Origin of the sequence: Streptomyces cinereoruber, from assembly GCF_009299385.1 — a bacterium.
Classification (GTDB): Bacteria; Actinomycetota; Actinomycetes; order Streptomycetales; family Streptomycetaceae; genus Streptomyces; species Streptomyces bikiniensis.
Map to the genome: position 1 here is coordinate 589,949 of NZ_CP023693.1, position 12,008 is coordinate 601,956.

13 protein-coding genes are annotated in these 12,008 nt (G+C 75.4%); 6 read left to right on the top strand and 7 right to left on the bottom strand.

Annotated features, from left to right (window positions below):
• Nucleotides 1-26: 26 nt before the first annotated feature.
• Genes CP977_RS02675 through CP977_RS02695 form a run of 5 tightly spaced genes read right to left on the bottom strand, consistent with a single transcriptional unit; the run spans nt 27 to nt 2,415 of the window.
• Nucleotides 27-533 (bottom strand): GNAT family N-acetyltransferase, encoded by a 507-nt coding sequence (locus tag CP977_RS02675; RefSeq protein WP_062757201.1) that lies wholly within the window; start codon nt 531-533, stop codon nt 27-29.
• Nucleotides 534-547: 14 nt separating this feature from the next.
• Nucleotides 548-901: a DUF3817 domain-containing protein gene (locus CP977_RS02680; protein ID WP_229991499.1), complete on the bottom strand. Its 354-nt coding sequence runs from the start codon at nt 899-901 to the stop codon at nt 548-550.
• Nucleotides 902-903: 2 nt separating this feature from the next.
• Entirely contained in the window at nt 904-1,368 is a 465-nt protein-coding gene (locus CP977_RS02685; protein WP_062757202.1) for a hypothetical protein, read from the bottom strand.
• Nucleotides 1,365-1,682, bottom strand: a complete 318-nt coding sequence (locus CP977_RS02690) for a hypothetical protein (RefSeq protein WP_062757203.1) — start codon at nt 1,680-1,682, stop codon at nt 1,365-1,367. Before CP977_RS02690 ends, CP977_RS02685 begins: the two co-directional genes overlap by 4 nt.
• A gap of 43 nt (nt 1,683-1,725) precedes the next feature.
• Nucleotides 1,726-2,415 carry a DJ-1/PfpI family protein gene (locus CP977_RS02695; protein WP_152369543.1) on the bottom strand — a complete coding sequence of 230 codons (690 nt, stop codon included), beginning with the start codon at nt 2,413-2,415 and terminating at the stop codon, nt 1,726-1,728.
• A 207-nt stretch (nt 2,416-2,622) separates the two neighbouring features.
• Here CP977_RS02695 and CP977_RS02700 point away from each other — a divergent pair, with 207 nt between their 5' ends.
• Complete coding sequence (locus CP977_RS02700) at nt 2,623-3,561, top strand: GlxA family transcriptional regulator (protein WP_152369544.1); 939 nt, start codon at nt 2,623-2,625, stop codon at nt 3,559-3,561.
• A 66-nt stretch (nt 3,562-3,627) separates the two neighbouring features.
• Here CP977_RS02700 and CP977_RS02705 read toward each other — a convergent pair whose 3' ends face one another.
• Nucleotides 3,628-4,161, bottom strand: a complete 534-nt coding sequence (locus tag CP977_RS02705; protein WP_062757206.1) for a GNAT family N-acetyltransferase — start codon at nt 4,159-4,161, stop codon at nt 3,628-3,630.
• A 118-nt stretch (nt 4,162-4,279) separates the two neighbouring features.
• Between CP977_RS02705 and CP977_RS02710 the strand changes: the two genes are divergently transcribed.
• The 5 genes from CP977_RS02710 to CP977_RS02730 all read left to right on the top strand — a co-directional run bounded on the left by CP977_RS02710 (nt 4,280) and on the right by CP977_RS02730 (nt 11,139).
• Nucleotides 4,280-4,618, top strand: coding sequence for a thioredoxin family protein (locus CP977_RS02710; RefSeq protein WP_109186331.1), 339 nt, complete (start codon nt 4,280-4,282; stop codon nt 4,616-4,618).
• Nucleotides 4,619-5,177: 559 nt separating this feature from the next.
• Nucleotides 5,178-6,386 carry an MFS transporter gene (locus tag CP977_RS02715; protein WP_062757208.1) on the top strand — a complete coding sequence of 403 codons (1,209 nt, stop codon included), beginning with the start codon at nt 5,178-5,180 and terminating at the stop codon, nt 6,384-6,386.
• Nucleotides 6,387-6,424: 38 nt separating this feature from the next.
• Complete coding sequence (locus CP977_RS02720) at nt 6,425-7,255, top strand: aldo/keto reductase (RefSeq protein WP_152369545.1); 831 nt, start codon at nt 6,425-6,427, stop codon at nt 7,253-7,255.
• Between the two features lie 214 nt (nt 7,256-7,469).
• Entirely contained in the window at nt 7,470-8,348 is an 879-nt protein-coding gene (gene bdeA, locus CP977_RS02725) for a bis(hydroxyethyl) terephthalate hydrolase (protein WP_062757210.1), read from the top strand.
• 115 nt (nt 8,349-8,463) lie between these two features.
• Nucleotides 8,464-11,139: a helix-turn-helix transcriptional regulator gene (locus tag CP977_RS02730; protein ID WP_109186333.1), complete on the top strand. Its 2,676-nt coding sequence runs from the start codon at nt 8,464-8,466 to the stop codon at nt 11,137-11,139.
• Here the strand turns inward: CP977_RS02730 and CP977_RS02735 are convergent.
• Nucleotides 11,070-11,747, bottom strand: a complete 678-nt coding sequence (locus CP977_RS02735) for an HAD family hydrolase (protein ID WP_062757212.1) — start codon at nt 11,745-11,747, stop codon at nt 11,070-11,072. The genes CP977_RS02730 and CP977_RS02735 overlap by 70 nt on opposite strands.
• Nucleotides 11,748-12,008: the final 261 nt, after the last annotated feature.

A 12,008-nucleotide genomic window follows, 5' to 3' on the forward strand; every position in this document is an offset into this window, starting at 1 on the left:
CCCCTCCCCCGACATCGGCGATCACCTCATCGCGGCAACGCGCGCGTGAGCCAGGCCACTTCGCCGTTCTCCTCCGTGGAGACGCGGTCCCGTTCGAACCCGAGCTTCTCGAGGACGCGGAGCGACGGCGCGTTCCACGTGCCGACGGTCGACCAGAGCCGCTTCCGGCCGGTCGCCGCGGCGGCGTCGAGGACCGCGGCGGCGGCCTCGGTGGCGTAACCGCGTCCGTGCACGCGCCGGAACAGCTCGTACGCGATCTCGGGCTCCTCCAGGGTGGTGCGGCCGACGATCAACCCGCAGTATCCGATGAAGTCGCCCTCGTCGCGGCGCAGGATGGGCAACAGGGCGATGCCCGTCTCCTCCGTCGCGGTGAGGAACCCGGCGATGGCCGCCCGAATGCGTTCGACCGGGGGCGTTCCCTTGCCGCGTTCGGCGAGGAGGGCGCAGAACTCGGGGGCGTCCGACTCGGCCCACGGCCGCATGACGAGCCGCTCGGTCTCCAGGTGGAACGCCATCTTCTCGTACGTGCTCATGCCCCCACCCTTCCTCACGGGTCGTCACGGACCGCGGCCGGGAGCCCGGCCGTGCGAACGGGCCGAGGGGTACGGCCGTGTGACCGCCCGCCCGTCCCCGCCCCGGACGCGGCGGCCCGGTCGGTCCGTCGTAGCGCGAGCAGCCCGCCGACGCCCGGAACGAGTGCCAGGGCCTTGGCGGCGGCCGGGGCCCGCCGGAGGCGCCAGGTCGCGATCACGACGAACAGGTAGGCGCAGCCGTGGGTGGGGCCCGCCAGGGACGAAACGGGTTCGAGGTGGACGGTGAGCACGTTGACCAGCATCACGATCAGGGAGATCAGCTCGGTCCGGGCCGCGACGCGCAGGGAGCGGGGGTGGCGCGGGTCCATGGTCACACCCCCGTCGTGGAGCCGGGGCGGATGATCATCAGGACGGTGACGGTGGCCCACAGCAGGTTGAAGACGCCGGTGAGCGCGGCCAGTCGGCCCGGGTTCAGGGGGGCCGGCGTGGTGGGGCCCGTCGTCTCCGTCAGGGCGCGGTCCTGGGCGGGCAGGACGAGGAGGGCCAGGACGCCCGCGGCGGCCGCGGTCAGCAGGATCGAGGTGATCAGCCAGGCGTCGCCGAGGACGTCGAGGCTGCCGGCCGTGGCGAGGCCGAAGAGGGGGACGGCGATGCCGATGCCCGCGTAGACCCGGCAGATGCGGTGCAGCGTCCGCAGGGTCGTCCGGGCGTCGCCGTCGCCGGGGTCGCCCAGGGCGCGGCGCAGCGTCGGAGGGAACATGCTCGCGGCAACGGTGACGGGGCCGACGGTGACGAGGGCGGCCAGTACGTGCAGGGACAGGAGGACCTTGGTCACGCCCGGCGCTCCGGGGCGGTGCGGCGCTCGCCGACGACCGTGGAGGCCGGGAGGCGGCCGGCCCTGGAGGTGCCCCGGAGGGAGTCGCCGTCGACCGTGACGTCGAACGCCAGGTTCAGCCGCAGGGGCTTGGTGACGGCCTGCTTCCAGGTGAGCCGGTCGCCGTCGAGGACGACGTCGACGAGCGGTACTCGCTCGCCGGCCCCGTGGGCGACCCCGGTCAGGACGGCGTCCTGCTCGTGGAGTTCGACCACGGCCGTCATCCTGCCGATGGGGGTGGAGAGGGACAGGTCCCAGGTGCCTTCGACGGACATGCGATGTTCTTCCTGACGGTGCGGTGCGGAGGGGTGGGGGGTTTCAGAGGGCGGCGGGGACCGGGCCCCGGGCGCGCCAGACGGTGCCGCGCCGCTCGTGGGCGAACAGTTCCTCGACGGCGTGGGCGATGCGGGGGCCCTGTTCGCGTTCGAGGAGGTACAGGCCCAGGTCGAGCCCGGAGGTGACGCCGGCGCCGGTGATCAGGTCGCCGTCGTCGACGACACGGGCGCGGACCGCGCGGGCACCGGCGGCGTCCAGCATGTCCAGGCCCAGGTGGTGGGTGGTGGCGTGGCGTCCTTCGAGGAGGCCCGCCATCGCCAGGACGAGGGAGCCGCCGCAGACGGTGGCGACCGTGACGTCCGGGTCGTCCATCGCCCGCCCGAGGAGCGCGGGGAGTTCGGTGGTCAGCGTGCGGCCCAGCAGCACCGGGACGAAGTCGTCCTGCTTCCGTTCGCCGGCGCCCGCCTCGTCCTCCGGGAGCTCGCCGGGCTCGCCCACGCGGCCGGAGGCGCCGGGCACCAGGATCACGTCCGCCCGCTCCGGATCGAGTGCGCCGGTGGCGCGCAGCGCCAGCCCTCCGGTGCCGCTGGTCACCTCGCGGGGGCCCTCCGCGGAGACCAGCTCGACGGTCACCGCGCCTCCCGACGCCGTACCGCCGGCGTACAGCACCTCGTAGGGGGCGACGACGTCGAGCGGGTCGAAGCCGTCGAACAGGACGATCTGGATGTGCATGGGGCGTTCCTTCGGGGGCGTTCCTTCTCCGACGCGTCGAAGTCAACCGCTCGCCGGCCCGGCGTCCCAGTGGCAGGAGTGACAGGTTTCGACGGGAAAGTGCCATCGGCCTCCGAGGGCTCCCGGGCCGCTATGACATGGGGAGATCCGGGTGCCCATCCGCACACCGGCTCGATTCGCCGTACGTCGGAGAGGTAGGTTCCGGACATGCACACAGTCGCCGTTCTCGCCCTGGACCGGGTGATCCCGTTCGACCTGTCCACCCCGATCGAGGTCTTCTCGCGGACCCGTCTGCCGGACGGGCGGCCCGGCTATCAGGTCCGCGTGTGCGCCGAACGCGACGAGGTCGACGCCGGGACCTTCGCCCTGCGCGCACCCCGGCGGCTGGAGGGCCTGCGGGACGCGGACACGATCATCGTGCCGGGCGTCGCCGACCCCGCGGCTCCGCTCTCCCCCGCCGTACGCGACGCGCTGCGGTCGGCCGCCGCCGACGGCACCCGGATCGCCTCCCTCTGCGTGGGCACCTTCCCCCTGGCCGCCACGGGGCTCCTCGGCGGGCTGCGCGTCACGACCCACTGGCAGGCGGCCGGGCTGCTGGCCGCCCTCCACCCGGACCTCGACGTCGACCCGGACGTCCTCTACGTCGACAACGGCCAGTTCCTCACCTCGGCCGGCGCGGCCGCGGGCCTGGACCTGTGCCTGCACATGATCCGTCGGGACTACGGGTCGGCGGTCGCCGCCGACGCCGCCCGCCTGTCGGTGATGCCGCTCGAACGCGAGGGCGGCCAGGCGCAGTTCATCGTCCACGACCACGCTCCCGTGCCGCAGGGCTCCGAACTGGAGGCGCTGCTCGCCTGGCTGCGGGAGAACCTGGCCCGCGACCTCACCCTGGCCGACATCGCCGCGCGCGCCGGGACCAGCACCCGGACCCTGATCCGGCGGTTCCGCGACCAGACCGGCACCACTCCGCTCCAGTGGCTCCACCGGGCCCGCATCCGCCAGGCGCAGCACCTCCTGGAGACCACGGAGCACTCCGTGGAGCGCATCGGCGGCCAGGTCGGCTTCGGCTCTCCCACCACGTTCCGCGACCGCTTCAAACGCACCACCGGTGTCAGCCCGCAGGCCTACCGGCGCACTTTCGGCTGAGGCCGGACCGGCGCGCCGGAGCCGGCGGCCGGGCGGCGGCCCGTGGGCCCGCGCCGTCGAGCGGGTTCAGCCGGTCGACGCGGCCGGGGACCACACGCCGGACCACTGCTCGGCGCCGTACTCCTCGTACCGTTCCACCTCGGCGAAGCCCAGCTTCGCCGCGAGGCGCATCGCGCGGTCGTTGGCGGTGCAGGTGCGGAGCGTCACCGGCTCGCCGGGGAACGCGTCCGCGAACCAGTCGAGCGCCACCGCGCACGCCTCCGTGGCGTACCCGTGTCCCCACGCCTCCGGCAGGAGCAGGTAGCCGAGTTCGGCCCCTCCGGTGTCCGGGGGCTCCGCGTCGCGCCGGTCGAGCGTGACCGTGCCGATCATCGCTCCGTCGCGTTCGACCACGAACAGGCCGGGGCGCCGTCCGGGCACCTCGGGCATCGCGCGTTCGAGTTCGTCGCGCGGCCGGGACCCGCCGATGTGGGTGCCCACCTCGGGCGACGAGAACAGCGCGACGAACGCCGCGCGGTCCCGGGCCTCGGACGCGCGGAGCACGAGCCGCGCGGTCGCGATCGGGGCGGGCGGCCAGACGGCGGGTCCCGGTCCTGTCATGGCGGGCAACCTATCGCACGCCCGCCGTACGGCACCCGGGCGAGGCCGCAGTCCGGCCCGTCGCGCCGTACGGGGGATGATGGGGGCGGAACGCCGGAACACGAGATCAGGAGCTTCCATGGTGAAGCGGGTCCACCAGCCCCGCGAGGACGCGGAGTTCGACTTCGTCCTCCGGGTGAGCGGGGCTCCGGTCCTCGCGTACTTCGTCGGGACGTGGCCCAAGGCGATCGAGGACTGCCGGGCGATGGACCTGGTCGTGGGCGGCGTCGCCGAGGAGTACGCGGACCGCCTGACGGTCGTCCGTACCGACATGACGCGCTGTCCGGCCGCGACCGGGCGGTACGGGGTGACCGGAGCACCGTCCCTCGTCCTCCTGGAGGAGGGGGAGGCGGTGGCGCACGGCACGGGGCGCATGACCACCGCCGAGGTCCGGGCGCTCCTGGACGGCCGCCTCTGAGCCCCGGCGCCCTCCCCGGGCGCACCACGGCGCGGCCCCGTCCGGGCCCCGCAGGCGGCGGGCGGCGCGGCCGGGTCGCCGGGGGCCCGCCGCCCCGGGATTCCCGCCGGGCCACTCGCCCGGCCGACGGCCGCCGTCCCTCCGCGCGCCCGCGTCTCCCTGCCGTGGCCCGCTTCCGTGCGCCTGAGTCCTTCCCCTGCCGCGATCTGCTTCCGCGCGCCCGAGTCTTCCTGCCTCAACCGGCTCCCCCGCGTCTGAATCCTCCTGCCCTGGCCTGCTCCCCATACCTGAGCCTCCCGGCCCCCGGCCCGCTTCCCCTCTCCTGAGCCTGCCTGCCCCGGCCCCGCTCCCCCCACCTGAGCCGCCGCAGGCCGCAGCCCGCTCCGTACTCTCCGCCCCGCATCCCCGCGCCCGACCTCCGGCGCCCGTGCGGCGCTTTCGCATGCAATCACCGCCTTCCCGATTCAACCGGGTACCCGCGTTTGCGCTTATCGCGCGTCTGCAATTATTGTCGAGGCACGTAAAGCGCTCACTCAAGCAATCACGGAAGGGCTGAGCCATGCCGCTCGCACTCCTCGCCCTGGCAGTCGGGGCCTTCGGGATCGGGACGACCGAATTCGTCGTCATGGGGCTGCTGCCCGGGATCGCCGCCGAATACGGCGTCTCCATCCCCACCGCGGGCCTGCTGGTCACCGGCTACGCGCTCGGCGTCGTCGTCGGCGCGCCGCTGCTGACCGTCCTCGGCGGCAGGGTGAGCCGCAAGCGGATGCTCATGCTGCTGATGGGCCTGTTCGTGGTCGGCAACGTGCTCTCCGCCGTCGCCCCGAGCTTCGGACTGATGCTGACCGGTCGCGTCGTCGCCTCGCTCGCCCACGGATCGTTCTTCGGCATCGGGTCGGTCGTGGCCGCAGAGCTGGTCGCGCCGGACAAGAAGGCCGGCGCCATCGCCACCATGTTCACCGGACTGACCGTCGCCAACATCGTCGGCGTGCCGCTCGGCACCTTCATCGGACAGGCCGTGGGCTGGCGCGCCACCTTCGCCGTCGTCGCCGCGCTCGGTGTGGTCGGGCTGCTCGGCATCGCCAGGCTCGTGCCCGCCGCGCCCCGCCCCGAGGGCGCCCGCCTGCGCGGCGAGCTCAAGGCCTTCCGCAACCCCCAGGTCCTGCTCGCGATGGCCATGACCGTGCTCGGCTTCGGCGGCGTCTTCGCCGCGATCACCTACATCGCGCCGATGATGACCGAGGTCGCCGGCTACTCCGAGGGCGCGGTCACCTGGCTCCTCGTCCTCTTCGGCACCGGCATGTTCCTCGGCAACCTGCTCGGCGGCCGGTACGCGGACCGCGCGCTGATGCCCCTGCTGTACGTCACCCTCGGCGGCCTGGCGATCGTCCTCGCGCTGTTCACCGTGGCCGCCCACGACAAGGTCCTCTCGGCGATCGCCGTCCTCCTCGTCGGCGCGCTCGGCTTCGCCACCGTGCCGCCGCTCCAGAAGCGCGTCCTCGACCAGGCGCACGGCGCGCCGACCCTGGCCTCCGCCGTCAACATCGGCGCCTTCAACCTCGGCAACGCGCTCGCCGCCTGGCTCGGCGGCACGGTCATCGCCGCCGGCTTCGGCTACACCGCCCCGAACTGGGTCGGCGCGATCCTCGCCGCCGCCGCGCTCGGCCTCGCGCTGTGGTCCGCCGCGCTGGAGCGCCGGACCCCGGCGGTCGAGGCCGACGCTCCCGAGGCCGTCGACGCCGGTGCCCGCGTCCCCGTACACCACTGACCCCCGTCCCACCCTTCTCGAGAGAAAGCCGCACTCCCATGTCCCTCCCCCACATCCCCACCGTCGTCCTCAACGACGGCACCGAGATCCCCCAGCTCGGCTTCGGCGTCTTCCAGGTCCCCGACGACGAGACCACCACCGCCGTCACCCACGCCCTGGAGGCCGGATACCGCTCCATGGACACCGCCGCCGTCTACGGCAACGAGGCCGGAGTCGGCCGGGCGCTCGCCGCCTCCGGCATCGCCCGCGACGAGCTGTACGTCACCACCAAGCTGTGGAACGCCGACCAGGGGTACGACGCCACCCTGCGGGCCTTCGACGACAGCCTCGCCAAGCTCGGTCTCGACCACGTCGACCTGTACCTGATCCACTGGCCCGCCCCGGCCCGCGACCTGTACGTCGACACCTGGCGCGCCATCGGGACGCTGGTCGCGGACGGCCGGGTCCGCACCGCCGGCGTCTCCAACTTCAAGGCCGCGCACCTGGAGCGGCTGCTCGACAGAAGCGACCTCGTGCCCGCCGTCAACCAGATCGAGCTGCACCCCGGCCTCCAGCAGCGCGAGCTCCGCGAGCTGCACGCCGTCCACGGGATCGCCACCGAGGCGTGGAGCCCGCTCGCCCAGGGTGCCGTCCTCGCCGACCCGGTCGTCGCCGGCATCGCGGCCCGGCACGGGAAGTCCCCCGCCCAGGTGGTGCTGCGCTGGCACCTCCAGCTCGGGAACGTCGTCATCCCGAAGTCCGTCACCCCCGCCCGCATCCGCGAGAACCTCGACGTCTTCGACTTCGACCTCGGCGCGGAGGAGATGGCGGCGATGGCCGGCCTCGACCGCGGCCTGCGCACCGGACCGGACCCCGACGTCCTCGACTGAGTCCGGTGGAACCGGCGTCCGGGCCCGGTGGAACCGGCGGCGAAGACCGGTGGTTCCACCGATGCCGGCCGGACGCCGGACGCGGAGAGTGGCCGGGCCAGTCCAAGGCACGGCCGCTCTCCGTTCCCGTTCGCGTTCCTGCTTCCGGTTCCCGTTCCGGTTTCGGTTCCCGTCGGAGAGCGGCCGCCGCACGACACGAGAGGACGACTCCGTCGTGAGACGACACCTTGCCGCAGCCGCCACCGCCACCGCCGCCTCCCTCACCCTGCTCCTCGCCCCCGGCGTCCGGGCCGCCGACGCCTCGGCGGCCAATCCGTACGAGCGCGGCCCCGCGCCGACCCAGGCGAGCGTGGAGGCCCTGCGGGGCCCCTACGCCGTCTCGCAGACCACCGTCTCCTCCCTCGCCGCCACCGGCTTCGGAGGCGGGACCATCTACTACCCGACGTCCACCGCCGACGGCACCTTCGGCGCGGTGGTGATCTCACCGGGGTTCACCGCGTACGAGTCCTCCATCGCATGGCTCGGGCCCCGCCTCGCCTCGCAGGGGTTCGTGGTGTTCACCATCGACACCCTCACCACGCTCGACCAGCCCGACAGCCGGGGCCGGCAGCTCCTCGCCGCGCTCGACCACCTGACGCAGCGCAGCGCCGTGCGGGGCCGGGTCGACGCGAGCCGCCTCGGGGTGATGGGGCACTCCATGGGCGGCGGAGGGAGCCTCGAAGCCGCCAAGAGCCGGCCCTCCCTCAAGGCGGCCGTTCCCCTGACCGGCTGGAACACGGACAAGACCTGGCCCGAGATCAAGACCCCCACCCTGGTCATCGGCGCGGACGGCGACACGGTCGCGCCCGTCGCCACCCACTCGGAGCCCTTCTACGAGAGCCTGCCGAACTCGCTCGACAAGGCGTACCTGGAGCTGAACGGCGCCACGCACTTCACGCCGAACACGTCGAACACGACGATCGCGAAGTACAGCATCGCGTGGCTGAAGCGGTTCATCGACGACGACACCCGCTACGAGCAGTTCCTCTGTCCGCTGCCGCGACCGAGCCTCACCATCGAGGAGTACCGGGGCAGCTGCCCGCTCGGTTCCTGACGGTCCGCACACCCTCTGTGCGCCGCCACAGAGGGGGGCTCCCGGCTCTGGGCCGCCGCCCAGAACCGGGAGCCTTCCACCGCCCCGTACCGTACGGATCGGTAACCTGACCGGCGTGAGCGGAGCGACCCACGTCACCGCCCCCGGCCCCCGGCTGTACGACCGCGCGGCCGAACTCGCCGCGGTGGCCCGTCTGACGGCCCCCGCCGGGGACGGCGGCGTCCTGTTCGTCACCGGAGGCCCCGGCGAGGGCCGCTCCGTCCTGCTCGCCCGGGCGGCCGACGACTTCCCCGGCCCGGCGCACCGGGTCGCCGCGCCAGGCCACCGGGTGCCGTGGAGCGGCGCGCGGGCCCTGTTCGCCGCCCTCGCGCCCGGCGCCCCTGAGGCGCGCCGGGCCCTGCGGACCGCGCGGGGCGAGGACGGTCTCGCCGCCGCCGTGTCCGGGCTCCTCGGGGTCCTTCCGGTCCTGGTCTGCCTGGACGACCTGCACCTCTGGGACGCCCATTCGCGCGCCGCGCTCGCCGCGGCGTGGCGGCGGGACCGCGCGCCGGGCCGCCCCGGGCCCCGCTGGCTCGTGTCGGCCGCCCGCCACCACCGGCTGCCCGACGTGCCGGGGGCGGAGACCGTACGGCTCGGGCGCCTCGGCCCGGAAGGCGCGCGGGCCCTCCTGCTCAACCTGTGCGCCCCTCCCCCGGCGCCGCCGGTCGTGCGGCGCCTCGTCGAGGAGGCGGCCGGGCACCCCGGCGTCCTCGTCTCGGCGGTACGGCGCCTCGGCACCGCCCGGCTCGCGGGGGGCTCGCCCCTCCCGGAGCAGCCGGTCGACGGGGCGGTCCTCACCGAGGTGTACGGCGGTTTCCTGAAGCACCTGCCCGCGGACGCCCGGCGGCTGCTCACGGTCGTGGCACTCGCCGGCCGTACCGAAGCGAATCGCACCGAGGCGAGCCGTACCGAGGAGGGTCGCACCGACGCGGGAGGACGGGAGGCCGCACACCGCCTGCCCGGTGTCGCCGTCGACGCCGTCCTCGGCGGCGCGCGGGCCGCGGGCGTCCCCGTCGAGCCGCTGGACGGTCTGGTCGCGGACGGGCTGCTGTGCCGCGCCGACGGACTGCTCCGCTTCGAGGACCCGTTCCTCGGGCGGGCCGTCCTCGCGTCCGCCCCGGCCTCCCGGCACCACGGGGTCCGGCGGGCGGGCGCGCCCCGGCCGGTCCGTACGGCGGTGGCGCTCGCGCGGGGCGAGCGCCACCGCGCCGACCGGCTCGGACCGCCCGCCGCCGTCCGCGCCCTCGCCCCTGCGGCCCGGGGCCGCTCGCACCTCGTGCGCGGTCTGGCGGCGCTGGCGGGCGGGCCGGTCATGGACGCGCACGAGGCCCTTCTGCGGGCGGCGGAGCTGCTGCGGGACCGGGCGCCGGCGGAGGCGTCCGACGCCCGGTTCCTCGCGATGGAGGCCGCCTGGGCCGGGGGTGACGTCGCCGCGTGCCTGGCGGCCCTCGACTGCGGCGGGGACGCCGGGGGGACGGAGCGCGACTTCCTCGACGGGCTCGGCGCCGCCCTGACCGTACGGCTCGGCGAGGCGCGCCCGGCCCTGGCGCGGGTGGTCGCGCGGGACGGCGCCGAGGACGATCCCCGGCTGCTGCTGCGGGCGGGGTCGGCCGCCCTGGTGCTCGGGGACACCGCGGCGGCGGCCCGGATCCACGCCCGCGCGCTGGCCCGCGCCCGGGCGGAGCACCGTACGGCCCTGCTGCCGCGCGTCCTGGAACACCTCGCGTACGCCGAGCTGCGGGCCGGGCGGTACAGCCGGGCCGCGCGCACCGCCCGGGAAGGGCTGCGGGCGGCGGAGCCGGTGGAGCAGCCGAACACCGCCGCCCACCAGCACGCCGTCCTGGCCCTGGTGGCCTCGGTGACGGGCGACGGGCCGGCGGTGGCGGAGCACGCGGGGCTCGCCCTCGGCACGGCGCGCCCGCACGGCCTCGTCCAGGCGGCGACGCTCGCGGAGTGGGCGCTGGCCCGGGACGAGCTGGGGCGCGGTCTGGCGGCGCAGGCGGCGGCGCGGCTCGTTCCGCTCGTCCGTCCCGGCCCCCGGGGCGGTCACTTCGCGCTGCGGATGCTGGTGGTGCCCTGCTTCGTGGAGGCGGCCGTCGCGTCGGGGCGGACGGCCGAGGCCCGGTCGGCGGCCGGGGAGTACGCGGTGTGGGCGGCGCAGGGCCTCGACGGTCCGGCACCGGCGCTGCTGGCCCGCTGCCGGGCCCTCCTCGCCCAGGGCGAGGAGGGCGAGGAGGCGGCGTACTGGTTCGGCGAGGCCGTCCGCCGTCACGAGGGCTGCGGCAACGACTTCGAGCGGGCCCGGACCCTCCTCGCGTACGGGACGTGGCTGCGGCGCAGGCGGCGGCCGGGCGCGGCCCGGGAGCCGCTGCGGGACGCGCTCGTCACCTTCGAGCGGGCGGCGGCGGACGGCTGGGCCGACCACGCCCGGTCCGAGCTGCGCGCCACGGGCGGCGCGGTCGGCGGGACCGCCGACCGGACGGCGTGGGGTCTGCTCACGCCGCAGCAGCAGCGGATCGCCCGGTTCGCCGCGCGGGGCGCCACCAACCGGGAGATCGCCGACCGGCTCGCGCTGAGCCCGCGGACGGTCGACCACCACCTGCGGGGGGTCTTCGCCCGGCTGGGCATCCGCTCCCGGGTCGAGCTCCCGGGGGTGGCCGGCCCCGATCCGCGGGCGCCGGGTCAGGACGGCGGTACGGAGGCGAAGGGGCTGGTGTCGAGCCGGGCGAGGAGGTCGGCCGGGTCATCGTAGACGTCGGCGGCGCCCGCGCCGGTCAGGTCGGCCCCGGGGATGCCGCCGCACAGCAGTCCGACGACGGGGACCCCGGCGCGGCGGGCGGCCTTCATGTCCCAGACGCTGTCGCCGACGAACACGGCCCGGTCGGCCGGCACGTCCACGAGGGAGAGGGCGTGCTCGACGGGGTCGGGGGCGGGCTTGCCCTCGTCGACGTCGTCGGAGGTGGCGGTGTCCGTGAGCGCGTCGTCCGCGTCGATCGCCCGGCGCAGGGCCGTCAGCTCGCGGCTCTTGGCCGAGGTCACCAGGACCACCTTCCAGCCGTCGCCCGCGAGCTTCCGCAGCAGGTCGGCTGCGCCGTCGAAGGCCTGGAGCCGCTCGAAGTACGCCCCGTAGAGGGTGTCGTGCGCGGTGCTGAGGCGTTCGTCGTCCGACCGGTCGCGGTCCTGTCCGAGCAGGTGGTCGAGGAGCCGTCCGCCCGGCAGGCCGATGGCCCGGTGCACGGCGTGCGTGGTGACCCGGTGGCCGCCCTGGCGGAGCGCCTCCCACCAGGCGACGGCGTGCAGGTGGTTGGTGTCGGCCAGGGTTCCGTCGACGTCGAAGAGCGCTGCGCGGTCGCGGTCCATGGTCGGGATCTCCTCACGGGTGCGCGGGTGTGGTGCGGGGCGGGCACCCGGCGGCTACCCGGAACGCCTCCTTTCAGTCGCCGCCCCGGCCGCCTCCCCACCTGCCGGATTCCTCGGGGCTCGTCGGCGCGTCGGCGCGCCTTCGCGGGGCGGCACCACGGAGCATCGCGGTGCGAAGGCGACGGGCGGGTAGGCGCGCACGGGATCGCGCCCGGCCCGGGACGCGTCACACCCGGCCCCGGCGCGCTGCCCCGCGACCGA

What these genes read in the sequence shown, in the direction of transcription:
- CP977_RS02680 (WP_229991499.1), bottom strand. Translation starts at nt 901, where the DNA reads ATGGACCCGCGCCACCCCCGCTCCCTGCGCGTCGCGGCCCGGACCGAG.
- CP977_RS02735 (WP_062757212.1), bottom strand. Translation starts at nt 11,747, where the DNA reads ATGGACCGCGACCGCGCAGCGCTCTTCGACGTCGACGGAACCCTGGCC.
- CP977_RS02710 (WP_109186331.1), top strand. Translation starts at nt 4,280, where the DNA reads ATGGTGAAGCGGGTCCACCAGCCCCGCGAGGACGCGGAGTTCGACTTC.
- CP977_RS02675 (WP_062757201.1), bottom strand. Translation starts at nt 533, where the DNA reads ATGAGCACGTACGAGAAGATGGCGTTCCACCTGGAGACCGAGCGGCTC.
- CP977_RS02695 (WP_152369543.1), bottom strand. Translation starts at nt 2,415, where the DNA reads ATGCACATCCAGATCGTCCTGTTCGACGGCTTCGACCCGCTCGACGTC.
- CP977_RS02700 (WP_152369544.1), top strand. Translation starts at nt 2,623, where the DNA reads ATGCACACAGTCGCCGTTCTCGCCCTGGACCGGGTGATCCCGTTCGAC.
- CP977_RS02705 (WP_062757206.1), bottom strand. Translation starts at nt 4,161, where the DNA reads ATGACAGGACCGGGACCCGCCGTCTGGCCGCCCGCCCCGATCGCGACC.
- CP977_RS02720 (WP_152369545.1), top strand. Translation starts at nt 6,425, where the DNA reads ATGTCCCTCCCCCACATCCCCACCGTCGTCCTCAACGACGGCACCGAG.
- CP977_RS02715 (WP_062757208.1), top strand. Translation starts at nt 5,178, where the DNA reads ATGCCGCTCGCACTCCTCGCCCTGGCAGTCGGGGCCTTCGGGATCGGG.
- CP977_RS02690 (WP_062757203.1), bottom strand. Translation starts at nt 1,682, where the DNA reads ATGTCCGTCGAAGGCACCTGGGACCTGTCCCTCTCCACCCCCATCGGC.